Here is a 23662-nt window from a genome sequence, read left to right on the forward strand (position 1 = left end):
GGCGTTACTGGCGCGTCATGCGGTTCAGCTTTGGCGCGGTCAGCAGCATCAGTACGGCAATGACGCCGGTAGCAATACCAATCTGCTGGAACACCGTGCTGTACACCTGTAGGGACTGCAGGGGATCGGTGATATTTTCGGGTACCGCCATCAGATTAGCCACTTTTCCGGCAATCATTGCGGCACCTGCGGTGGTCAGAAACCACGCTCCCATGATAAAGCCCATCAGACGCTGCGGAACCAGTTGCGCGACCATCGCCAGGCCCAGTCCGGAGATCATCAGCTCGCCGACGCTCTGTAAAGCATAACTAAGGATCAACCAGTTGGCAGATACAATCCCCATGTGGTTAGCGAACTTCGCCCCCAGTGGCAGCACCAGGAAGGCGGCGGAACATAGCAGCATGCCGAACGCAAACTTGTACGGCATTGGCAGGCGGTCTCCCAGTTTGTTATATACCGCCGCCAGGATTGGGCTGAAAATCATAATCCAGAATGGGTTCAGCGCCTGATACTGTTCGGCTTCAAACGCAATACCTAAAATGTTGTGTTCAACGTTACGGATAGCGAAGAAATTCAGTGAGGTTGGCATCTGCATATACAGCACGAAGAACACCACCGCTTCCAGCATCAGCAGGAAGGCGACGATCATCTGACGACGGGCGGCGCCCTTCAGTTTACAGGTCTCTTTCGCGAAAATGATCACAATCCCCGCGGTGACCAGCGTCAGCACCAGACGGGCAATACTCTGATTATGCAGTAGCCAGTTGGCAATAGTAATCAACACCACAATGCCCAGCAGGGTAGCCAGCAGTTTACCGAGATGCAACGGCGCAAAGTCAGGTGCGGAACCGTATCCCTTGACCCACTTACGGCACAACATAAAGTTCACCAGGGTTATCAGCATGCCGACCACGGACAGCGAGAAGGCGACGCTCCAGCCATAATGAGCGGCCAGCCACGGGGTGGCCAGCATTGAGAAGAATGAACCGATGTTGATAGCCATGTAATACATGGTAAAGGCGCCATCGAGGCGAGGATCGTCTTTCGCGTAGCAGGTGGAGAGTAATGAAGACGGGTTGGCTTTAAACAGACCATTGCCGACGGCAATCGTCGCCATGCCAAGATAAACCAGACTGAGGTCATGGCCAGAAAAGGCCACCAGCGAGTAGCCCAGCGCTAGCACCAGCGTACCCAGGACGATAACCCTCTTGGTCCCCAGCACCTTATCCCCAAGCCAGCCGCCGACGGCAACCAGGCCATAAACCAGCGCACTGAAGGAAGAGAACAGGGTGATGGACTCGGCTTCGGACATACCCAGCATCTTGACCAGATAAACCGCCATGATGCCTTGCAGGCCATAGTAACCAAAACGTTCCCATAGTTCGATTGAGAAGATCAGATAAAACGATTTGGGTTGCTTAAACGCATTGAGGCTTGCCGCCTCGGGATGTTTGTTTGCAGTAGACACTGTCACCTCAGAAGTCACGAATATGATTCGATACAAAAATTAAGTCGGGTTCATATAAGTTGGGCATGCGCCGCATAGTTATAAAACAGGAAAAATAGCGCCCAATTTTGCCTGTTATTTTCATGCGGGCAAGTTTTTTTTCATATGTCAAATTAAAGAGGGTTTTTATGTTAATGTTTTGTTTTTTTAATTTTATTAAGCGTTAACAACTGGATTGATTATTAAATTCACGATAAATGACTTAATCAGAGCTGATTGCGTTTATGTGTAGAGTTCCTCTTTTTATATATTAATAATAGGATGAAAATATAAATTAATTAATATTAACGATATTTATAATCAATAAAATCGTTTAAATAGTTTAAAAGTAATATTTCTTAATTTGGCACTCAGGACTGGCGTTATCTGCAGCGCGGATAACGAAGCGGATCGTTAAAAAATCCGCATATTACTCATTGAAAAATAAGTGATTAGATAGCTAAATTTATTATTGATTGAACGTTCAATATAAAATAACTATAATGATAACCATTCAATCACTGAAAACGATGAATCGATGCCAAAAATTGGAATGAAAGCCCTTCGCCAGGCGCAACTGATCAACGCCACATTAACGGTCATTGATCGTGTCGGTCTGGCTGATGCCAGTCTGGCGCTGATCGCCAAAGAAGCCGGGGTCTCAACCGGAATTGTCAGCCATTATTTCGGGGACAAAAATGGACTGCTGGATGCCTGCATGCGGCAGATCCTTGCTAATTTGTATCAGGTCGTTGAACGTTATCGTCAGCAGGCGGCAGACCAACCTGAAACGCAGATCCGCGCGATTATTGATGGCAACTTTGACCCGTCGCAAATGGGTGGACCGGTGCTGAAAACGTGGCTGGCTTTCTGGAGCAGCAGCCTGCACCAGCCGGACCTGCAACGCTTGCAGCGTATCAATGACCGGCGACTGTATTCCAACCTGACGGCGCAATTCGCCCGGGTGTTGGGAGCGGAGCAGGCTCGCCACGCAGGCGCCAGTCTGGCGGCACTGATTGACGGCCTGTGGCTGCGGATGACGCTGGCGCCGCAATCGATGACGCTGACCGTGAATAATGCTCGCCAGCTTTGCTACCAAAATCTCGCGTTATGGCTTTCATTCCCAGAGAAATAACCCCCATAAGAGAGGACATATGGCCGATATGCAACGCCGTGGACTGTACATTAATGGTCGGGAAGAGGCCGGTCATGGTGAAATATTCACCACAATTAACCCCGCTAATGGCGAGATACTGGCCGGGATAACTGCGGCCAGCCAACAGGATATCAATCGTGCGGTTGCTTCTGCCGCTGCGGGACAGCGCGTCTGGCGCAGTTACACGCCGGTAGAACGCAGCCGTGTACTGTTAAACGCGGTGGCGCTTTTACGTGAACGTAACCAGTCATTAGCGGAGTTAGAAACCCGTGATACCGGTAAGCCAGTCAGCGAAACTGCGGCAGTGGACATCGTTACCGGCGCTGATGTACTGGAATATTATGCCGGTCTGGCTGTCGCGATAGAAGGCGAATCCATCCCGCTGCGTGACAGCGCGCTGATTTATACCCGGCGTGAACCACTGGGCATTTGTGCCGGCATTGGCGCGTGGAACTATCCGATTCAGATTGCGTTGTGGAAAAGTGCGCCAGCGCTGGCGGCTGGCAACGCGATGATCTTCAAACCCAGTGAAGTGACGCCGCTCAGCGCACTGGAACTGGCGAAAATTTTTACCGAAGCCGGCCTGCCGGATGGCGTATTCAACGTGGTTCAGGGAGCCGCTGCCGTGGGGCAGGGACTGAGCCAGCATCCTGCGATTGCTAAAGTTTCTTTCACCGGTGAAGTGAATACCGGCAAACGGGTGATGGCCGATGCCGCACTGGCAAATCTCAAATCAGTGACCATGGAACTGGGCGGTAAATCACCCCTGATAATCTTTGAAGACGCGGAACTGGAACGGGCGGTTGACGGCGCGATGATGGCTAATTTTTACAGCAGTGGGCAGGTCTGTACCAACGGCACCCGGGTGTTTGTTCATCGCACTGTGCTTGCCGCTTTTGAACAGCGTTTACTGGAAAAAATGGCGGCAATTAAGTGCGGCGACCCGTTAGATCCTCACGTTAACTTCGGTCCGCTGGTCAGTGAACAACATTGCCAGAAAGTCCTTTCCTACTTACGTCTCGGCAGAGAAGAGGGTGCCCGCCTGCTGACGGGGGGGACGCGTCTCACCGACGGAAAACTGGCGTCTGGCTGTTTCATCGCGCCAACGGTGTTCTCTGATTGTACCGATGAGATGCGTATTGTGCAGGAAGAGATCTTTGGCCCGGTGATGAGCGTGCTGGTGTTCGATGATGAACAGGAAGTCATTACGCGCGCCAACAATACCGAGTACGGGCTGGCGGCAGGCGTGTTCACCACGTCTCTCAATCGAGCGCATCGGGTTATCCATCAGCTCGAAGCCGGGATCTGCTGGGTCAATAGCTGGGGAGAATCACCGGCGCCGATGCCGGTAGGTGGCTACAAGCAGTCAGGGGTTGGCCGTGAAAATGGCATTGAGACGCTGCATCACTACACCCGCACTAAATCGATTCTGATCGAAATGGGCGATTATCCGTCCGCGTTCTGAGCGTGACGTGCTCAATCTATTGATTATTTTGCCTGCGGTTTACCCGCCGCAGCAGTCTGGAGGTTTAATGCAGAAATTTGATTACATTATTATTGGCGCGGGTTCAGCAGGTAACGTGCTGGCCACACGGTTGACTGAGGATGCTGACGTATCGGTACTTTTGCTGGAAGCGGGCGGGAAAGATCACCGCTGGGACTTCCGTACCCAAATGCCAGCCGCTTTAGCTTATCCCTTACAGGGTAAACGTTATAACTGGGCTTTTGTCACCGAGCCTGAGCCGCATATGAACCACCGTTGCATGGAATGCGGACGAGGCAAAGGGCTGGGCGGTTCCTCGTTGATCAACGGAATGTGCTACATCCGCGGTAATGCGCTGGATTACGACCACTGGGCGAAAAAAGACGGCCTGGAAAATTGGTCTTATCTCCATTGCCTGCCGTATTTTCGTCAAGCGGAGAAACGCGATATTGGCGAAAACGACTACCACGGCGGCGAAGGTTACCTGAACGTTACGACGCCAAAAGCAGGGAATAATCCGTTGTTCCACGCCTTCGTCGCCGCGGCAAAGCAGGCTGGTCATCATCAAACCGACGATCTGAACGGTTACCGTCAGGATGGCTTTGGCCCGATGGATCGTACTGTTACGGCGCAGGGGCGTCGCTCAAGTACTGCCAGAGGATATCTGGATGTCGCGAAGCTGCGACCAAACCTGCGCATCATTACTCATGCGCAGACTGACCGTATCCTGTTCGACGGTAAAACCGCGACCGGTGTGTGCTGGTTACGCGGCGGCAAAGAGGAACAGGCACATGCCACGCGTGAAGTGCTGTTGTGTGCCGGGGCGATCGCTTCGCCACAGATTTTACAACGCTCAGGCGTTGGCCCACAAGAATGGCTGCGCGAGCTGGACATTACGGTGGTTCACCCCTTACCTGGGGTGGGACGTAATCTGCAGGACCATCTTGAGGTGTATATGCAGTACCGCTGTAAAAAACCGCTGAGCCTGTACCCTGCGTTGCAATGGTGGAATCAGCCCGCGATTGGTGCCGAATGGTTGTTTAACGGTACGGGAATTGGGGCCAGCAATCAATTTGAGGCGGGCGGCTTTATCCGTAGTGACGACCAGCCGGACTGGCCGGATTTACAGTATCACTTTCTGCCGGTGGCGATTAATTACAATGGCAGCAGTCCGGTAAAAGAACACGGTTTCCAGGTACACGTTGGCCCAATGCGCTCAATGAGCCGTGGCCGGGTGAAGCTGACGTCGAAGCACCCCTTTGCGCCGCCCTCAATCTTATTCAACTATATGTCGCAACCGCGTGACTGGGTGGAGTTTCGTAACGCGGTGCGCCTGACGCGTGAAATAATGCGCCAGCCCGCGCTGGCCGAATACTGCGGCGACGAAATTCAGCCCGGTACCGCGGTACAGACTGACCAACAAATTGATGCCTTCATTCGTGACCATGCAGAAACGGCTTATCATCCTTGTGGTAGTTGCGCGATGGGTAACGATGAGATGGCAGTGGTGGATGCAGAAGGACGCGTCCATGGAATACAGCGTCTGCGGGTGGTGGATGCATCCATTATGCCGCAGATCCCGACGGGCAACCTCAATGCCCCGACGGTGATGATCGCTGAGAAAATCGCCGATCTGATCCGGGGGCGTGTACCGCTGGCGGCTGCAACGGTGCCGTACTATCAGTTGCGAGGTGACAAGGCTTACGCGAAGGCTGAACGGGTCTGATCCGCTGTATTCTGGCAAAAGATTGCCGGACGGACATCAACCCGGGTCCTGAGTGGATTTTAGTTTTCGCTGAGGAGATACATGGGATGGCAGGTTTGTCGCCAGAATATCGTCACCGGTGGCGAAGGTATTCACCACCGGTGGATGAGCGCAAAAGCGGAGGCCGCGTTTCAACTGACTATCACGTCAGATGTTAGCCCTGATGGGGTGAGGTTGTCGCTGCCGCGCTACTCACTAGCCTGCGAGATACCCGCTGCATTCGGCGAAGTACTGGACGTCGTTGCCGTGGTGGTATTTTCGGTGCTGATCGGGGCCGCGTTCGGCGAGGTGCTGGACGTCGTTGCGGTGGCGGTATTTTCGGTGCTGACCGGGGCGGCGTTCGGTGAGGGACTGGACGTCGTTGCGGTGGTGGTATTTTCGGTGCCCGTTGTCGTCACTGTAATTGATGGGGTCGCGGGTATAACGTCAGAAGCCGGAGCCGCTGATGCCGGTACCCGAGTGGCCGCCCCAGCCGTAAAGGCTGGCTTGTCTTTCAAAACAGAATACGTGACGTGCTGCACTTTATTCTGCACGGCGGTAATCTCGACAGGCGGAATAGTTACGCGCCCCAAACCATACAGTGTTGGCACATAACCGCCAATTTGATGCGTGCCTTCCGTCAAATGTAAATCTGTCGTCTTCCCGGGCTGTAGTGGCGCGGCATCCACGCCGTCAACAGTGACAATAATCGATGACCCATCATCCGTTCGGCTGATAATATGTGAAATAGAGACCTGTGCGGGTCCGTTTGCCAGCTTTTGCGTGGCGGGGTGTTCATCCGTTGTTGAAACTTGTGCACAGCCAGTCAGCGTCAGAGCAGCCGCAATGGCGGCCAGGGTAAACCGATGAACCATAATGCCTCGTTGTTGTTACTGCTCCAAAACCGTCTATTTTAACCAGTCCCGCCCGGCAGTGACAGTAGAGGCTCTGTTCGGTTGCTTTTAAAATTATGAACAGATGTGAAATACTTAGCTGTCTCCTGACAGTCCGTGTCCCGATTAGCGGGATCATGGCAAGTACGATTCTCCCAGCGTCAGCATCAGTCGATTAACCCAGGCGAAAAAGGCGGTTCTGTCGCATTAACGGAGGATGGTTGCCAAAAGTTGTGTTGACTGTTTTTCATACAGTCAACAGGTAAAACTGTTCAGCCGGGGACAGCCCGTCTCCGTCCGGATGCTCATATTGCCCTTTGCGTATCATGTGGAGCAGCTCAATTCCCGCCAGGAGGATCTGCGCCAGCCGGAATGATTTGAATCCGGTCATCAGCTTTATCCTCCGTTTGATGTTACGGTGCTCCTGCTCAACCAGATTATTCAGATACTTACTCTGCCTGATGGTGATACTTTTCTCTTTTTCCTTACCTGCATTGAGTGTGGCCAGTGCCGCTGTATTAGCGACACTCTTATCGATGGTTACCACCTCTGGTTCGTCATGCTGGCGAAGGGCTTTGCGGAAGAAACGCAGGGCTGCTGCGGCATCCCGTTTAGCCGTCAGCAAAAAGTCGATGGTCTGAGCTTCAGTATCGACCGCACGGTACAGATATTTCCACTGGCCCCTGACCCTGATGTCCGTTTCATCCATTCGCCACCGGCACCCCACGGCACGTTTATACCGGCGGAACGCCTTATCCAGCAGCGGGACAAGACGAATGACCCAGCGGTGAAGCGTGGAATGATCGACGATGATACCCCGCTCTGCCATCATCTCCTCCAGATTGCGCAGGCTCAGGGAATAAGCCAGATACCAGCGAACACACTGAGCAATTATATCGACGGGATAATGCAGGCGTTTGAAGGATTTTTGGATCAGGGGCATGGTCAGCAATATCATAAAAAAACAGCAGATTACCAGAATATCTGCTTAATGCGACAGAACCAGGTACTGCATTCCAAACCGATTCAGGACTGGATCCGTGCCAAATATAAAGGTGCGGTGATCCCGGTGAATAACTGATAACAGGAAAAGGCCGGAGTCATTCGGTCTCTTTGTGTGGACTTTTTATCATTTCCCGGCATGTTGTCTATTCAGCCAGAGAATGTGCGGAGGAGGGGATGAGTCCTTGTTGATGTCGGGATTTTACATTATGTCTGAAAATATATAACCAGAAGCTGCTAATGCAGCTAATAAAGTATAAATAATGACATTTCATCAAATAATCTTTTAACATTTCCACTAAAAATAGTTAGACTTGCCATCAACCCGAAGTCTGTATAGTGGAATACCTGACTTGCTCACACTGTATCGTCTGTCTCAACGCCGCCTGCCAGCTCTGATTGCCCTGATGGCTATCCTGATGCTGTTTATCGCGCCAGAGGTTTCGAAAACGCTGGAGCACCGGCAGGTGCGAGCGGCATATGAAACCTCGTCAGCGGTGATGGGCGAGATGGATATGGGCATGATGCCGATGGATCATGGGATGAAACACCCTGTGACCAGCGCATCCCCCGATGAGATGACCGGTCATGCCGGGAACCCGGTTGCGCATGGGAAGCGTAGCGACGAGGGAATAATGGATGATTTCGCCTGTGGCTACTGCCAGTTGTTGGTACATTCTCCCCTGCTGGCCTGGGTGTTGGCCGCGCTTATCCTTCTGCTGTTTCTTATTACTCGGGTTGCTCCTTCACTGTTATCGCCCGCTCCCCCCATGACTTTCTTCCCCGGTATTTCACAACCCAGAGCGCCGCCTGCGGTTTAATATTTCATAGCGATAAAATTAGAACGTTATTTTCGCAACATCACGCGATGAAACGGGAAAATTAAATATGCGCGACGCGCAGGATGTACTACGCCTTAAATAAATATTCGGTGAGTGAAAAAGATAAATCACAGGATTTTATTGCGCAGACGTCAATGAATACCCTTGTTACCGGGGTTGTCTGGTATTTCATCAGTAATGAAATCGGATCCCGTCAGGGGCGTGTCTGAATTATCTGTTCTGACCCGGTTGTCAGGATTCTATTTTATCTAAGGAGAAGTGATATGTTCGTGCATCTGAAAAAAGCCATTGCCACCGCTGCCGTGTTGGCGACATTGATCGTTTCGCAACAGGCGCTTGCTCATGCTCATCTGGCCAGTGCCGTACCGGCCGATAAAGCGGTTATCAGTACATCGCCCACCGCCCTGACACTCACCTTCACCGAAGGTGTGGAGCCAAATTTCAGTGGTGTCATGCTGATAGGCGCTGATGGTGCGATGGTGAGTACCGGTAAACTTAGCGTTGATAAGGCGGACAATAAAGTGGCCACGGTACCGCTGAACGCGCCATTAAAAGCGGGTAGTTACGTGGTTGACTGGCATGTACTGTCGGTTGATGGTCACAAAACCAAAGGCAGCTACAACTTCACACTGAAATAGCCCATAGTGCGGACGTTAATCACGTTGACGTCCGCAGTGGTGTGTTAATGCAGTAAAGCTAATGCGAACTTTTCCCGCCCAGGATGTACAGAGTGAAAGACGCCATAAAATTCGCGCATATTATCACCACTCAGACAGGAACATTTTCCATGCAGAGAAAAGAAACGAAGCAATTTATTTTTGCGGTAGTGATAGTGCTTATTGTTGCCCTGACCATCATGTCTAAGGCGATGATCGGCGGAGCAATTGATGAATACCACTTGCCATTGAGCGACTGGTCTGTCGAAATGTTGGTCACTCAGTTATTCATGATAGTGGTCTACTCGATGGTCTTTACCGGCCTGTTCTCCATCCCCCTGTGGTACTGGTTTTTAGGGGGAGAGAAGACAGACGAGGGCTAAGTTGCAATCTGATTGTCTTAGTCAACAGAAATGTTGACGGCCAATCATCACGGCAGGCCACGCTATCCGTGGCCTGATCGTTTTTTAATAACCATTTAGTCAAGAAGATGGCGTTATTACCTCCTTCGGGCCCCTCAATTTTGAATAATGTTGACTGTATGGTTTCGCCCGTCATCAAGCAGGGGGATCCTGTCATCTGGGAGCATTACGCCATCCATTGCAACGCGATATGCTCCGCTGTCACGCGAGACCGAGATGTCATACTGACTCTCACCCTGTTGATATGTCATGCTGAGTGAGGGCCAGTCATGCGGCAACTTAGCATGTACCGTGATCGTCTCACCGTAACGTTTAATGCCCAGTAATTCTTCTGTCAGCAGGCGATATGCCCAGCCTGCTGAACCGGTATACCAGCTCCATCCTCCACGCCCGGTGTGTGGAGAAGCGCTATATACATCGGCACTCATGACGTAAGGCTCAACTTTATACCGTTCTACATCACTGGCATTCAGCGCATGGTTTATTGGATTAATCATCGACCACAACTGCCAGGCACGCGCAGTATTACCCATCCGGGCAAAAGCCATTACCGCCCAGATAGCCCCATGCGTATATTGTCCGCCGTTTTCCCGGACGCCTGGCAGATAACCCTGAATGTAGCCAGGATTCGGCCCGTGACCATCGAACGGCGGCGTTAACAGTTTAATCAGTCCCGTATCGTTTTCTACCAGATGCTCATCCAGGGCCTGCATGGCCTGGGCGCTACGTGCAGGATCAGCCGCTCCGGACAGTACGGACCAACTTTGCGCAATCGCATCAATCCGGCAATCCTGCGATGTCGTGGAACCCAGGGGGGGGCCATCATCAAAATAGCCACGTCGGTACCATTTTCCGTCCCAGGCGGCGGTCTCAAGATTTTGCTGTAAGCGCGATGCTTCCCTGTGGCACAGCGAAGCAACATCGCGGTCCTGACGTTGTTCTGCAAGGTCGGCGAAACGCTGCAAGATGTCGTACAGGAAGAATCCCAACCAGATACTTTCACCTTTACCTTCGATGCCGACCCGGTTCATCCCGTCATTCCAGTCTCCTGTGCCCATGAGCGGTAAACCATGCTGCCCGAATTGCAGGCCGTGCCGGATGGCTTTTACGCAGTGTAGCCACAGTGTCTCTTCCATCGCACTGATCGTGGGCTTATCGTAGACGGATTCTTCACCTGCGTGGAGCGGGCGACCTTCAAGATAAGGTATGCGTTGTTCGAGCACTCCGGCGTCTCCCGTTGTTTCCACATAGTGACACACAGCCAGCGGGAGCCAGAGATAGTCATCCGAGCAGCGTGTGCGCACGCCATTTCCAAGAGGAGGATGCCACCAGTGTTGTACATCGCCCTCGATAAACTGCCGTGATGCACAGCGCTCAATCTGTTTGCGCAGCAATTTCGGCGCGGCGTGACTCAATGCCAGGGTGTCCTGTAACTGGTCCCGGAAACCAAATGCGCCACCGGACTGGTAGTATCCACTGCGGGCCATGAGGCGACAGGCTATCGTCTGGTACAGTAGCCAGCCATTCACCAGTAAATTAACGGTGGTATCAGGGGTGTTGACCACGATTTTATCGAGCACATGGTGCCAGTATTGGTGAACATGGCGCAGTTCTTCGCGGACGGCATTTTCGTTCAGATAGCGAGTCAGCGTCGCCTGGGCCTGGGCCGGGTCTTCGCCCACGCCGAGGACAAAAATAAATGTTTTCTGATCGCCATCAATTAAGGTGGTCGCAGACTGGACCGCGCCGCAGGGATCGAGGCCTGCGCCTGTTTTATCGGACAGCTTGCGCAAACCCATTGCTGCTGGTTTTTGCAACGAACCGTTGCGACCAATAAACTCGCGGCGATCACCCGTCAACGAACAGTGAACGCCCGTGACGGCGAAGAATGCGGTGCGTCCACCGCCGTTTGCGCCGTAAAAGTTGTTCGCCATAACGCCGCAGCCGCCTGCGATGCTAGCCGCATGGGTGACGATGTGCAGGGCGGATGGCGTTCGTGATTCACCGAGTGTCCATTCCACGTAGCCGGTGACGGACAGTTTACGTGTTCGCCCTGAGTTGTTGCTGAGCGTCAGGATTGCCAGTTTAACCGGTGCCTGTTCGGCAACCAATACCGTCATCTCGCTGTCGATGCCGCTCTCCCGGTGGGAAAATATGCTGTAGCCGAAACCATGACGAGACAAATAGTCTCCCTGCCCACGTCGTGGCAAAGTGGTTGGCGACCAGCATACGCCGCTCTCTTCGTCACGCAGGTAAAACGCTTCGCCGCTGCGATCGCTGACGGGATCGTTTTCCCACGGTGTTAACCGATATTCATGGGCATTCTCATACCAGCTGTAGGCCTGTCCCGCTTCAGACAGCACGCTGCCGAAACAGGGGTTAGCCAGTACATTTGACCAGGGGGCCGGTGTCGGCTCATTCTCCCTGAGCACAATCTGATACTCACGACCGTCCTGAGAAAAACCACCGTAACCGTTAAAATGCAGTAGCTGGCTGGTATCCGGCGACCAGGGGCGGTGCTGATTTATGCCTGGCTCAGGGTGAGGGATAAATAGCTGTGTCGCGGTGAGTACGGTATGAAGACGCTGACTGAGCTGTTCGTTCAGCCCTCCTGCGCGGTCATCAAGACTGATGTGAGCGACGCTGATTAAAAGTAGTTTGTCTTCAGCGGACAGGTGTTCGCTGTTACGGACAAAGATCCCACCAGATTTATCCAGCAGACTGGCCTCAGAGCGGGCATAAATCAGGTCCAGGATCTGGTGTTGCAGCGCCTGTTGGTAGCCGCCTGGTCGGTCATTCAGGATCACTAAATCCACTGACAGTCCTTTCAGATGCCAGTAGCGGTGCGCCTGAATAAGCGTGGTAATGGACGGGATACTCTCCTCGCTGGTGACACTGAGCAGCACGATTGGCAGGTCACCAGAAATGGCCCAGCCCCACAGACCGGACTGACCGCGGCGGTTACGGCTGATTATCTGGCTGTCTGCGCGCAGTTCCGGACAGGGATAAAGCACCGCGCTGGCGAGACGGTTAAATAGCGCGGCATCGTCTTCATTGGCGTTCATTTGTCGTAATACCGCCAGACTGTGCGACCAGGCCAGTTCAAAGACGCGGTCAGCGATATGGTGATCACGGTATTTTTCCAGCAGCGCCAGGCTGAGCTGGCGACTCTCGCTAATGCCATACACGATATCAATCGTCACCGACTGTCCGGGCTGAAGGATGATGGACTGTCGTATCGCCAGTATCGGATCCAGCACAGAACCAGATGTGTTGCTGAGCTGTTTGCCTGAACTGACCGCCAGCGCATCAGCCGGACTCCTGCCGCGCCCGAGAAATTTCGCTCGATCAGTTTCAAATGAGAGGTTGTTCCGGTCATCACCATGTACCACCATCATGTGAAACAACCAGGGGCTTGCTTCATCCGGGGAACGTGGTCGTCGGTGGCACAAAATAGCCTCCAGGGCGGGCGCCAGCTCGGTCTGGATGAACAAATTGCTGAACGACGGATGTGCCAGGTCGCTGACGGCAGGGGCCAGCGCCACTTCTGTGTAGGTCGTCAGGTCAATCGTGCGCGGCTTACGGCCATGATGCGTCAGCGTGACCCGACGCAGTTCAATATCGTCTTCAGGCGACACCACCACCTGTGTCCTGACGTTAAGCGTGTCGAAAGTACGTTTAAATTCAGCCCCTGAATCGGTGAATATCACTTCGTCTTTATCGGCGGCGTGATGAGTGGGTTGCCAGGTATTGCTCCACACTTCGCCGGTTTGCGGATCACTGATATAGCAGAATGCTCCCCAGTTATCGCGGGTGGCGTCGCTGCGCCAGCGCGTGAGGGCCAGACCGTTCCAGCAACTGTAACCGCCGCCGGTATGGCTCATCATCAGGTGGTAATGGCCGTTGGACAACAGTTGAACTTCGGGGACTGGCCGGTCTGCTTCGGTGAACATCCGTGGCTCATAGTGAACAGGTTTGACTCTTCCCTCATGAGACTCAAAATGACGGCGCGGGGCGTAGAGATCGACTGCGTCCGGCACCCGTTCCTGTAACAGTATGCTTGCTGACTGGAACGTGGGGCTGGACATAAATCGTTCTGCCATGGGGGCGTCAAACAATACGTGCGCCAGTGCCTGGAACGCCATTCCCTGATGATGAGCCATCCATGACTGCACCACAGCGTACAATTGTCCGGTTGCCAGGCGTGAGGGAGTATAGTCCAGCGCTTCATAAAAACCGTACTCGCCGTGAGCCCCGTTTTTTTCCAGAACGAGCAGATTTTCACAGGCTTTTTGCGCAGAGACCATCAATGCCAGCAATGTGGCGTATGGGGCGACAACCATATCGTCGGCCAGACCCCGCCGCAGGCCTAGGCCAGGTACGCCAAAGGCCTGATATTGGTAATTTTTTTGAAGATCAAATGCATGATAGCCGGACTCCGAAACGCCCCATGGCACCCCACGCTCTTTTCCCCAGTGTATCTGACGCAGAACCGCCGACTGGCTCATTTTGTCGAGCAGGCTGCCGGGCCAGGTGGGCATCACCAGATTAGGCATCAGATATTCAAACATTGAGCCGCTCCAGGACATCAATGCTGTTTCTTTATCAATCGTGGTGAATAACCTTCCCAGCGCGTACCAGCTTTTGAGCGGTAGTTGGTTAGTCGCAACGGCGAGAAAACTGGTCAGACGAATTTCGGATGGCAACAGGTCGTAGTCACTTTTATCCCGGATATTGCTGTCGCAGTTGTAGCCAATGCACAACAGGCCGGTGACTTCGCTGTACAGAAAGGTGAAATCCATACGTGCATGTTCATTCAGCCGCTGTTCCAGCTCAGTGATGATGTCCAGACGCATGCGTGCCAGCGCGATCACTGATGGCGGAGGTGAGCCTTCGCCAATAAATGTTGCCTGGGCAAGCCAGTGCAATGACGGCAATGCCTGCGCCCCATATGTCGGCGTTAACCAGCCAAGGAGATGAGACCATTCATGGCACAGCAGACTCAGCTGATGCTGTAGACGCGCGATCCAGCGCAGGATAAGTGGGTCCTGGTGGTGGCTCAACGCAGACAGATGATGGCTTTGTGTCGACATGTTTTTGAGTTCGGCAGACAACTGTTCCGCAGGCAGCGAAGCTGCATTGAGACAATGCTCACGCAGCAGTTGCAGATTGCCAGGGGCGTTTGGCCCCCAGTGTTTTTCCAGAATACCCAGGGTATCGTCCAACCCGGCCAGCATCTGTGCGCGGTTTAATATCGGCTGAGTGCGCATGGCGGAAAGCCCTTCACGCAGGGTCAGTAAATGCCCGGCCATATTGCCGCTGTCGACGCTTGAAACATAGCGCGGACTGAGCGGGGCGAGGGTGCGGGTGTCGTACCAGTTATACAAATGACCGCGGAAATGCTCCATTTTGTCCATGGAGTCCAGGGTGAGCGTTACGCGCCGCAACACCTCGCCAGTGGGCAGGTAGCCAAAATCCCATGCCGTCAGGTTGGCCAGCAGCGACAGACCAATGTTGGTGGGGGAGGTACGGTGCGCGACGACCGGTTGCGGTATTTCTTGATAGTTGTCAGGTGGAAGCCAGTTCTCTTTGGCTGTGGCGAAGGTCTCAAAAAAGGCCCAGATTTCACGGCTCGTCTGGCGTAATAACTGTTTTTGTTCTTTCGTCGGCGAAAATACGGTATGGGCAGGCTGGCGGCTCATCCAGCTCAGTAGTAGCGGCGCCAGACACCATAAAATACCGACCAGCAATGCGAACGCTGAGAAAGAAGGGGCGAAATACACGGTCAGGACGGTTAATGCTGTGCCGCAGGCCACATTCAGCCACATCACACGGTAAAAGCGGAGGGGGGAGGTTTTTTTCTGATCATCATCCGGACGGTAGCGGGCCCACTGATTGAGGTTGTGCTGGCTCACACCCAGGCGCCACAGCGTGACGATAATGGCGTATAACGAGTAGCCAGCTTCATGCGGCAATGTGACAAAATTCACCCCTGTCCGGGACAGGCGCTTCAACGCGCTGGCGGCAACCAACAGTAAATGCGCTGTCACGGCACGAGGTGCTGGTTTATGGATAAGAGCATGGGCGACACTCAGTGCCGCTGGTAGCAGCCACACCAGAGCCAGCACGCTTAACCAGTAAAACGGATTGGGTACACACAGGAGCGAGCAAAACAGCAGCGCCAGTAAAGAGGGGGGAACCAGACTGCGGCGCAGATTATCGAATAACTTCCAGTAAGACAGGGCGGATAACGGGTTTGTCGTGTGGGTTCCATCCGCTTTTCTGACACGGGGTTTGAGCCAGTTCAGCAGTTGCCAGTCTCCCCGGATCCAGCGTGTCCGCCGCGTGACATCTGTCAGGTAGTTATTGGGGTATTGCTCGTAAAGTAAGACTTCGCTCAGTAACCCTGACCGGGCATAGCATCCCTCCAGTAAATCATGACTGAGGACCAGATTTTCGGGGCAGGTATTCTTCGTGGCCTGAACAAAGATATCGACATCGTAAATCCCCTTGCCGACAAACGATCCTTCGCCGAACAGATCCTGATAGATATCGGAAGACATCATGGCATAAGGGTTGTTGCCCGGCATGCTGCTGCACAGGGCGGCATAGTACCCCTGACCGTGACGAGGGATTGCCTCTGCCAGCCCTGGCTGTAAAATGCCGTAGCCTTTGACCACTCTTTGACGCAGAGGGTCATACTCTGGCTGGTTGAGGGGATGCGCCATGGTCGCGACCAGTTTATGCGCCGTATCACGTGGCAAGATCGTATCACTGTCCAGTGTAATGATATATTTTATCCGTTTCGGTAACTGGTCAGAGGGCATATCTGTAACACTGGAAAATTGTGCTGCGGGATGGCGTAACCAGTTGTTCAACAACGCCAGCTTACCCCGTTTGCGCTCATAGCCCATCCAGACTTGCTGGGTCGGGTTCCATTCCGGCGCCCGATGGAGCAGGTAAAAGCGCGGACGGACGGCGGGATAACGCCGGTTAAGATCCTGCATCTGTGAGAGGGCCTGCCCGACCAGGGCGCGGTTTTCCGCTGAATATTCACTGGCTGAATCAGTGAAGTCGGTCAGCAGCGCGAAACAGAGATTTTCGATCTGATTACCCAGCCAGTAAACCTCAAGACAGGTGATGAGCTTGCTGATGTTTCCGCTGCTGGTCAGCAGACAGGGGATCACGACCATGGTCGCGCAACGCTCTGGGATCCCGGCAGAAAAATCCATTCGCGGCAGCGGTTTCGGCATACGAAAGCGGGTTGCTGCCTCGCTCAGCAGGTCGCTGGCTAACTGGCTGATGGCCACAATAAGCGGTATGCCGGGGAGTATCAGCAGCCAGCCCATTCCCTGTTTCGTCGTTTCGTACAATATCCCGACCGTTGTTACGGTGGTCAGCAGGCTCAGGCTGCCAAGCCATAAAATGAGCGGAAGTGGGTTGATGCGGTGCCGCAGACGGATAAGCCGCGAGGTATTGACCGACAGTTGTATTGCCAACTGTTGGCGGCCTTCGCCCAGCAGATAATAGCCAATATGACGCCCAGGCGTGTTGTCAGGAACGGTCTCTTTTGAAAGTGCCAGTAAGCGACGGGCGACGTCTGGTTCGCTGATGCGGCTGTCTCTGGCCAGAACTTCAATGATATGGCGATAATGGTCCCGTGTATCAAAGTGCATCAACGGATAGATCCCGGCGGGGTCAAGGCGCAACAGCTGTTCCACCACGCTGATAGTCTCAGCGAAATCAGCCCAGTTTGTTTCACTCACTAAACGCAAACTGGCGATGCTGTTGCTGACCGAAAGCTGGCTGGCGGCAAGTTGTTGGTTAAAACGTTCAATGAGGGCATCGGTGGTGTCGCCTTGTTCCGCGAGACGCTGTTCAATCCAGGTCAGAGGCAGGACCAGCACATTGCCGCGGCCTTGCAGACGACGTACCAGTTCAGCGACAAAAGCGTTGCTCAAGGCAGGGCGGGAGCGCGCCATGTCGGCGAGCACCATGATCAAATCGGCGGGGGTATTTCCTGCGCACTCGAAAAATCGTGTTATCCAGCTATCGGCCAGATCGCGTTCTTGTTGGGCTTTGACCACCTCTATACTGACCCGGCGGAGATTTTCAATTAAGGCCAGACGCAGCATGCCGGGTAATGCCCAGACTTCGCCTAACGTGAGTGATGTTTTCTGTTGATAGGCAGAGATATAGCTGTTCAGGTTGACGGCGTCCCAGTGTCCGTCGCCGTGAGCAATCGCCTCAGCCGCAATATCATAAATACGCGGACAATGGCGAGGTGATGCCAGGGCCGGAAGGCCTTTACCGAAGTTTTTCGGCAAGTGATGGCGAACGAGGCGGATCTGTTCCTCAATCAGATAGTAATTGTCCAGCAACCACTCTCCGGCGGGCATAATAGTCGTTTTTTTACCCGCATTGAGCAGATAACAGTTTTGCGTAATTACCTCTTCATTGTCATTAAGCCGTTTGAGAAGGTAATACGGCAGTCTGGCAGGCGACAATTTGTGCGAACTCGCCAGCTTTTGCCCGTAGCGCGCCATCTGAGGCGCTGAAAATAACTCGCTCCGAAGACGATGGTCACCGACAGGATCGTGGTGCTGGAATGGCGTAAGTTCTGGTGTTGCCCGCAGGCGGAGGGAACCGTTAAACCACTTCTTAAGGTTCTTTTTCATAGGTTTGCTCTGATGCGACATTAACGCTCGGAGCAGTTGAGAAATCAGTTCAGAAAGGTTCTCTCAGGATGGGCGTAAGGCATCAGGGATTTAACAGCTGCTGGTCTATTTTTAACTATCGAACACCGATTTTATCTCTGAACGCGCATTGGGGATTCAGTGCGGCGCAACAAACAGGGATTTACATCCAGGACAAATCATTGCCTGATTCAGACGAATTTTGGAGGTGGATTGTATTGACCTGACACCACAAACCGGGCAGGTGACAGTGGTTGTAGAAGCACTACTCATTAACTTCATTGCGTAATCGATAAAAGACATGATGATTAACCTTTCAATGAATGATTTCCACCCTACCATAAATTGGTTAAATTGTATTCAATATATTGTCTGCTATTTTACCCACCAGGCGCTGAACCTCTGTGCTTATCCAGGCCACTGCAGGTGTCATCGCCATTTGCAAAAATAGGCAGCAAAATACCTGGCCTGGAAGTCACAAAAGGGTATATGAGTAATGACTGACTTAAGCGCGATATGGGGAGAAAAAGATGAATCGTAACGTAACACTGCATGCCGATCCGTTGGTGTGGGGGCATGGTCCAAACGTTTTCGAGGTTTTTCTCGAACCCACCTGTCCTTTTTCGGTGAGGGCGTTTAATAAATTCGATGCTTTGCTGGCGCGGGTGGGAGAAGAACGGATGACGCTTAAAATCCGCCTGCAATCACAACCATGGCATCTGTATTCTGGCCTTATCGTTCGTTATATTTTAGCGGCGTCCACATTGCCGGCAGGCAAAAATGCGGCTAAAGCGGTGTTACAGGCCGTGGCGGATAACCGGGAGGAATTTGAATTCACCGATCACTGCGCCGGTCCTAATATGGATGCCACGCCTAATGACATTTTGGCCCGGCTGAAGCACTACAGTGGCGTCGACGCCAGTGCGCCTTTTGCCCGGCCTGAGTTACAGACCGAGATAAAATGGCATTGCAAATATGCCCGTCAGAATGGCATTCATGTTTCGCCGACCTTTATGATAAACGGCCTGGTCTACCCGGATATTGGTAGCGGGGACGATATCAGCGAATGGGCGAAACGCATCCTGGCGTAGTGCTGACACGTTCTGCGACCGCAGGGGCATGACCCTGGCCGCCGCTGATCCTCCTCTGGCTGGCAAAAAGAGCAGGAACTTTTATTGTAGTGATAATCATTATCAATTATCATCGCGAGGTGAATTCTGTCCTGGTAATGTAACGTCCAATGTCTGAAAATGCTGCCGTTTCTCCTGTTTGCGCTTTTGAAGTGCTTTACAGCTTGCACCACCGTTGGCTGAGAAACTGGTTACAGTGCAAACTGGGGTCCGCGAATGATGCCGACGATCTGGCGCATGATACATTTATGCGTGTCCTCGCCGGTAATACCGTGCAGGACATTCGCGAGCCCAAATCTTTTTTGTGTACCGTGGCCCGCCGTGTAATGGTGGACTTTTTCCGTCGCAACGCACTGGAACGAGCCTGGCTTGAGATGCTGGCGCTGATGCCGGAAGAACATATGCCGTCGCCGGAACAACAGCAATGTTTGCTCGAAACCCTGCAACAAATCGACAGGATGCTCGACGGTTTAGGCGAGAAGGTGCGCCAGGCATTTTTGTTGTCGCAACTGGAAGGGCTGACCTATCCGGTGATCGCTGAGCGACTGGGCGTGTCGGTCAGTTCTGTCAAAAAATACATGGCGAAAGCGACTGAACATTGCCTGCTGTTCAGTCTGGAACACCACTGAGCACGATGAAGACCTCCTCCCTGACCGATAAACAGCGTCTGGCACTGAAAATGGCCGCACAGTGGTTCGCGATGTTGTGCGCGGACGACGTCACGCCGCAGCAAAATCAGAAATGGCAACAGTGGCTGGCGCAGGATGAAGACCACCGCTGGGCGTGGCAGCGGGTGGAATCTTTGCAAGGGCAACTGAGCCGCCTGCCCGGAAAATTCAGTTATCAGACCCTTAACCAGGCGCGTCAGCAAGCGGATGTCACACGCCGCCGCGTATTGAAAAGTCTGCTGGTGTTGTGCGGTCTGGGAGGGGGCTGGAAAGCCTGGCAGTCGCCTGCCGGACAGCGTTTACGGGCCGACACACGGACAGCCACTGGCGAAATTAAGACGCTGCGCCTTGCGGATAATTCACAACTGTCGCTCAATACCGCCAGCGCCGTTGATATCCGCTTTACGGCCACTCAGCGTCTTATCCGGCTGCATCAGGGGGAAATCAGCATTACCACCGCGCGTGATAATCAGCCGGTTCCACGCCCTTTTCTGGTCGACACGCTGCAGGGGAGGTTACGCGCGCTGGGGACTGAGTTTATCGTGCGTCAGCAGGATGACGCCACGACGCTAACGGTGCTGAAACACGCAGTGGAAATTACGCTCCATGACCGGCCTTCTGACATTTTACGGGTCAGCGAAGGCCACGCAGTACGCTTCACCGGGAACAGGTTCGGTTCTGTCGTGGCAATAACGAGCGATGCGGGAAGCTGGACCAACGGTGTGTTGAGCGTCAGTGACTGGCGTCTGGCCGATATGCTTACTGAACTGTCCCGCTACCGTCCCGGGCACCTGGGGTGCGATCCATTAGTGGCGAATCTCCGTATTAGCGGCACCTTTCCGCTGAAAGACACCGACGCAGTCCTGAATATTCTTTCCCGTACTCTCCCGGTGAAAATTCAAATGGTGACGCGTTACTGGGTTGATGTGGTACCAGCATGATGTCCTGATAAAAACCTTCCAGTAAATAAAAATGATAAAAAATCGCATTCGCGATTGTCCCTTTTATCTGCTCATCCGACTCCATAGCAGCACTGATAAAAAATTACATAGCAAAAAGATAACATCTGGAGACGGTATGTCCATTTCACGCTCACGCGTTCTTCGTTCTTTTCACCAAACAACACCTCTGGCGATCGCTATTCACTGCGCGATTATTCCCGCTGTATTACTGAGCGCTTTACCTGCGGTCGCCGGGGAGCAGGCTGCGTCTTATCAGATAGCGGCCGGGGATCTGGATACTGCGCTGAATCAGTTTGCGGCCAAAGCCGGGATCACGCTTTCTGTTGATGCCTCGCTGACACGTGGAAAACACAGCCGCGGGTTGCAGGGCAGTTATACGGTCACCGATGGCCTGACGGCATTACTGGCAAACAGCGGTTTAGAGGCTAAATCACTGGGCAACCATGCGTTTACGCTGGTCGTTATCCCTGCGCCGGTTCAGACACCAGAATCCCTGACGGTGGTGGGTGACTGGCTGGCCGACGCGCGTGAAAATGATGTTTTTGAGCACGGCGGGGCGCGTGACGTCATCCGCCGTGACGATTTTGTGAAGACCGGTGCGACGACCGTGCGTGAAGTGATGAACCGTATTCCGGGCGTCAACGCGCCGGAAAACAACGGTACCGGTAGCCATGATATGGCGATGAACTTTGGTATCCGTGGGCTGAACCCGCGTCTCGCCAGTCGCTCAACCGTGCTGATGGACGGCATTCCCGTGCCTTTTGCGCCATACGGGCAGCCACAGCTTTCTCTGGCACCAGTATCACTCGGCAATATGGACGCGGTGGATGTGGTGCGTGGCGGCGGCGCGGTGCGTTACGGGCCGCAAAGCGTCGGCGGCGTGGTGAACTTTGTAACCCGCGCTATTCCGAAAGATTTTGGTATTGAAGCTGGAATGGAAGGTCTGCTCAGTCCGACGTCCAGTCAAAACGATCCTAAAGGCAGCGGTAATCTGATGATCGGTGGCACCGCGGATAACGGTTTCGGCGGGGCGCTGCTTTATTCCGGTACGCGCGGCAGCGACTGGCGCGAACACAGCTCCACTAAAATTGATGACGTGATGCTGAAGACCCGCTACGCACCGAATGATGTCCATACCTTCAACAGTTTGCTGCAATATTACGAAGGCCGTGCGGAAATGCCAGGGGGCTTATCCCGTGCCGATTATAATGCCAACCGTTTTCAGTCAACGCGCCCTTACGACGAATTCTGGGGACGCCGTCAGTTGGCCAGTTTTGGTTATCAGTACCAGCCGGATCAGCAGCACAAATTCAACATTCAAAGTTTTTACACCTACACGCTGCGCAGCGGTTATCTCGAACAGGGTAAAAAACTGACACTTTCCCCGCGTGAGTACTGGGTCCGTGGCATCGAACCGCGCTACAGCCAGAGCTTCACCCTTGGGCATACCGCGCATGAAGTCGGCGTTGGTTACCGTTACGTCAGTGAATCCACCCATGAACTACGTTACTACAGCCAGACCCAGTCAGGGGTGTTGCCGACCCGTGACAGCCCGTATGATCGTGATACGCAGTCCGGCACGCAGGCCAACGCATTTTATGTTGATGACCGCATTGATGTCGGTGACTGGACCATCACGCCGGGTATGCGTTATGAACATATTCAGTCGTATCAGAATGACTACATCAAAGGCACTAAACAGGACATCAGCTATAACGCGCCGCTGCCTGCGTTGAATGCGGTTTATCACCTGAACGACGCCTGGAACATTTACGCTAATACCGAAGGTTCCTTCGGCACGGTGCAGTACAGCCAGATTGGTAAAGCGGTAGACAGCGGCAGCATCAAACCGGAAAAAGCCCGGACCTGGGAATTGGGTTCGCGCTTTGATAACAGCGTGGTGAAAGCCGAAGTCGGTCTGTTCCTGATCAACTTTAATAACCAGTACGATTCCGATCAAACCACTGACAGCGTGACCGCGCGCGGCAAGACCCGTCACACCGGGGTGGAAAGTCAGATCAGTTACGACCTGTCCGACCTGTCGCCGAAGCTGGAAAACGTCTCCGTCTATGCCAGCTACACCTATGTTAACGCGGTTATCCGCGAGTCCGGAGACACGCACGGTAATCAGGTGCCGTTTTCACCCAAAAACAAAGGTACGCTGGGGGTGGATTACACGCCGGGCAACTGGTTCTTCAGCATCAACAGCGAATTCCAGTCCAGCCAGTTTTCTGACAACGCCAACACAGTGCAGGAAAGTGCCGATGGCAGCACTGGCCGCATTCCCGGCTTCATGCTGTGGGGCGCACGCGCGGGTTATCAGTTCGGCGCAGACATGGCGAACCTGAATCTGGCCTTCGGCGTGAAGAATATCTTCGATCATGAGTACTTCACCCGTTCGTATGACGATAACAACAAAGGCATTTATGCCGGACAGCCGCGCACGCTTTATATGCAGGGCTCATTGCGTTTCTGATGATATGACACTGACCGGGCCTGGAGGGATGAACCCCATTTTTTCC

General features: G+C 53.4%; 15 protein-coding genes. 11 read left to right on the forward strand and 4 right to left on the reverse strand.

What is annotated here, in order from left to right; genetic code table 11:
* Window positions 1–4: 4 nt before the first annotated feature.
* Window positions 5–1468 (reverse strand): dipeptide/tripeptide permease DtpA, encoded by a 1464-nt coding sequence (dtpA, locus tag EH228_RS16195; RefSeq protein WP_152322642.1) that lies wholly within the window; start codon window positions 1466–1468, stop codon window positions 5–7.
* Window positions 1469–2024: 556 nt separating this feature from the next.
* On the opposite strand from dtpA, the gene betI reads away from it, so the two are divergent.
* From betI to EH228_RS20260, 4 genes are all read left to right on the forward strand, one after another.
* Window positions 2025–2621, forward strand: a complete 597-nt coding sequence (gene betI, locus EH228_RS16200; RefSeq protein ID WP_152322643.1) for a transcriptional regulator BetI — start codon at window positions 2025–2027, stop codon at window positions 2619–2621.
* A 28-nt stretch (window positions 2622–2649) separates the two neighbouring features.
* A complete protein-coding gene (gene betB, locus EH228_RS16205) occupies window positions 2650–4107 on the forward strand; it encodes a betaine-aldehyde dehydrogenase (RefSeq protein ID WP_152322710.1) in 1458 nt (485 codons plus the stop codon).
* A 67-nt stretch (window positions 4108–4174) separates the two neighbouring features.
* Window positions 4175–5851 (forward strand): choline dehydrogenase, encoded by a 1677-nt coding sequence (gene betA, locus EH228_RS16210; protein ID WP_152322644.1) that lies wholly within the window; start codon window positions 4175–4177, stop codon window positions 5849–5851.
* A gap of 81 nt (window positions 5852–5932) precedes the next feature.
* Entirely contained in the window at window positions 5933–6484 is a 552-nt protein-coding gene (locus EH228_RS20260; RefSeq protein WP_193323364.1) for a hypothetical protein, read from the forward strand.
* A gap of 525 nt (window positions 6485–7009) precedes the next feature.
* Here the strand turns inward: EH228_RS20260 and EH228_RS16220 are convergent.
* Window positions 7010–7705 carry an IS6 family transposase gene (locus EH228_RS16220; RefSeq protein ID WP_152322645.1) on the reverse strand — a complete coding sequence of 232 codons (696 nt, stop codon included), beginning with the start codon at window positions 7703–7705 and terminating at the stop codon, window positions 7010–7012.
* Window positions 7706–8117: 412 nt separating this feature from the next.
* Here EH228_RS16220 and EH228_RS16225 point away from each other — a divergent pair, with 412 nt between their 5' ends.
* The 3 genes from EH228_RS16225 (at window position 8118) to EH228_RS16235 (ending at window position 9645) form a co-directional block, all read left to right on the forward strand.
* A complete protein-coding gene (locus EH228_RS16225) occupies window positions 8118–8585 on the forward strand; it encodes a DUF2946 domain-containing protein (protein ID WP_240116310.1) in 468 nt (155 codons plus the stop codon).
* Between the two features lie 284 nt (window positions 8586–8869).
* Window positions 8870–9244 carry a copper homeostasis periplasmic binding protein CopC gene (gene copC, locus EH228_RS16230; RefSeq protein ID WP_152322646.1) on the forward strand — a complete coding sequence of 125 codons (375 nt, stop codon included), beginning with the start codon at window positions 8870–8872 and terminating at the stop codon, window positions 9242–9244.
* 149 nt (window positions 9245–9393) lie between these two features.
* Window positions 9394–9645 (forward strand): DUF2534 family protein, encoded by a 252-nt coding sequence (locus tag EH228_RS16235; RefSeq protein WP_152322647.1) that lies wholly within the window; start codon window positions 9394–9396, stop codon window positions 9643–9645.
* 134 nt (window positions 9646–9779) lie between these two features.
* Here the strand turns inward: EH228_RS16235 and EH228_RS16240 are convergent, their stop codons facing one another.
* Window positions 9780–18362: a GH36-type glycosyl hydrolase domain-containing protein gene (locus tag EH228_RS16240; RefSeq protein ID WP_152322648.1), complete on the reverse strand. Its 8583-nt coding sequence runs from the start codon at window positions 18360–18362 to the stop codon at window positions 9780–9782.
* Between the two features lie 156 nt (window positions 18363–18518).
* On the reverse strand, window positions 18519–18722 hold the full coding sequence (locus EH228_RS20580; RefSeq protein WP_338030667.1) for a YnfU family zinc-binding protein: 204 nt from the start codon (window positions 18720–18722) through the stop codon (window positions 18519–18521).
* A 188-nt stretch (window positions 18723–18910) separates the two neighbouring features.
* Here EH228_RS20580 and EH228_RS16245 point away from each other — a divergent pair, with 188 nt between their 5' ends.
* The 4 genes from EH228_RS16245 (at window position 18911) to fecA (ending at window position 23616) form a co-directional block, all read left to right on the forward strand.
* Window positions 18911–19471: a DsbA family protein gene (locus EH228_RS16245; RefSeq protein ID WP_152322649.1), complete on the forward strand. Its 561-nt coding sequence runs from the start codon at window positions 18911–18913 to the stop codon at window positions 19469–19471.
* 149 nt (window positions 19472–19620) lie between these two features.
* Window positions 19621–20139, forward strand: a complete 519-nt coding sequence (fecI, locus tag EH228_RS16250; protein ID WP_152322650.1) for a ferric citrate uptake sigma factor FecI — start codon at window positions 19621–19623, stop codon at window positions 20137–20139.
* A gap of 5 nt (window positions 20140–20144) precedes the next feature.
* Window positions 20145–21119 carry a ferric citrate uptake sigma factor regulator FecR gene (gene fecR / locus EH228_RS16255; protein ID WP_152322651.1) on the forward strand — a complete coding sequence of 325 codons (975 nt, stop codon included), beginning with the start codon at window positions 20145–20147 and terminating at the stop codon, window positions 21117–21119.
* Between the two features lie 136 nt (window positions 21120–21255).
* Complete coding sequence (gene fecA, locus EH228_RS16260; protein WP_152322652.1) at window positions 21256–23616, forward strand: TonB-dependent Fe(3+) dicitrate receptor FecA; 2361 nt, start codon at window positions 21256–21258, stop codon at window positions 23614–23616.
* Window positions 23617–23662: the final 46 nt, after the last annotated feature.

Source organism: Erwinia endophytica, assembly GCF_009295515.1.
GTDB classification, from domain to species: Bacteria; Pseudomonadota; Gammaproteobacteria; order Enterobacterales; family Enterobacteriaceae; genus Erwinia; species Erwinia endophytica.

Bases quoted from the DNA above. Each gene is read 5' to 3' on its own strand.
- betI (WP_152322643.1), top strand. From the start codon at position 2,025: ATGCCAAAAATTGGAATGAAAGCCCTTCGCCAGGCGCAACTGATCAAC.
- EH228_RS20260 (WP_193323364.1), top strand. From the start codon at position 5,933: ATGGGATGGCAGGTTTGTCGCCAGAATATCGTCACCGGTGGCGAAGGT.
- betB (WP_152322710.1), top strand. From the start codon at position 2,650: ATGCAACGCCGTGGACTGTACATTAATGGTCGGGAAGAGGCCGGTCAT.
- fecA (WP_152322652.1), top strand. From the start codon at position 21,256: ATGTCCATTTCACGCTCACGCGTTCTTCGTTCTTTTCACCAAACAACA.
- copC (WP_152322646.1), top strand. From the start codon at position 8,870: ATGTTCGTGCATCTGAAAAAAGCCATTGCCACCGCTGCCGTGTTGGCG.
- fecR (WP_152322651.1), top strand. From the start codon at position 20,145: ATGAAGACCTCCTCCCTGACCGATAAACAGCGTCTGGCACTGAAAATG.
- EH228_RS20580 (WP_338030667.1), bottom strand. From the start codon at position 18,722: ATGGTAGGGTGGAAATCATTCATTGAAAGGTTAATCATCATGTCTTTT.
- EH228_RS16240 (WP_152322648.1), bottom strand. From the start codon at position 18,362: ATGAAAAAGAACCTTAAGAAGTGGTTTAACGGTTCCCTCCGCCTGCGG.
- fecI (WP_152322650.1), top strand. From the start codon at position 19,621: ATGTCTGAAAATGCTGCCGTTTCTCCTGTTTGCGCTTTTGAAGTGCTT.
- EH228_RS16220 (WP_152322645.1), bottom strand. From the start codon at position 7,705: ATGCCCCTGATCCAAAAATCCTTCAAACGCCTGCATTATCCCGTCGAT.
- EH228_RS16245 (WP_152322649.1), top strand. From the start codon at position 18,911: ATGAATCGTAACGTAACACTGCATGCCGATCCGTTGGTGTGGGGGCAT.
- betA (WP_152322644.1), top strand. From the start codon at position 4,175: ATGCAGAAATTTGATTACATTATTATTGGCGCGGGTTCAGCAGGTAAC.
- EH228_RS16235 (WP_152322647.1), top strand. From the start codon at position 9,394: ATGCAGAGAAAAGAAACGAAGCAATTTATTTTTGCGGTAGTGATAGTG.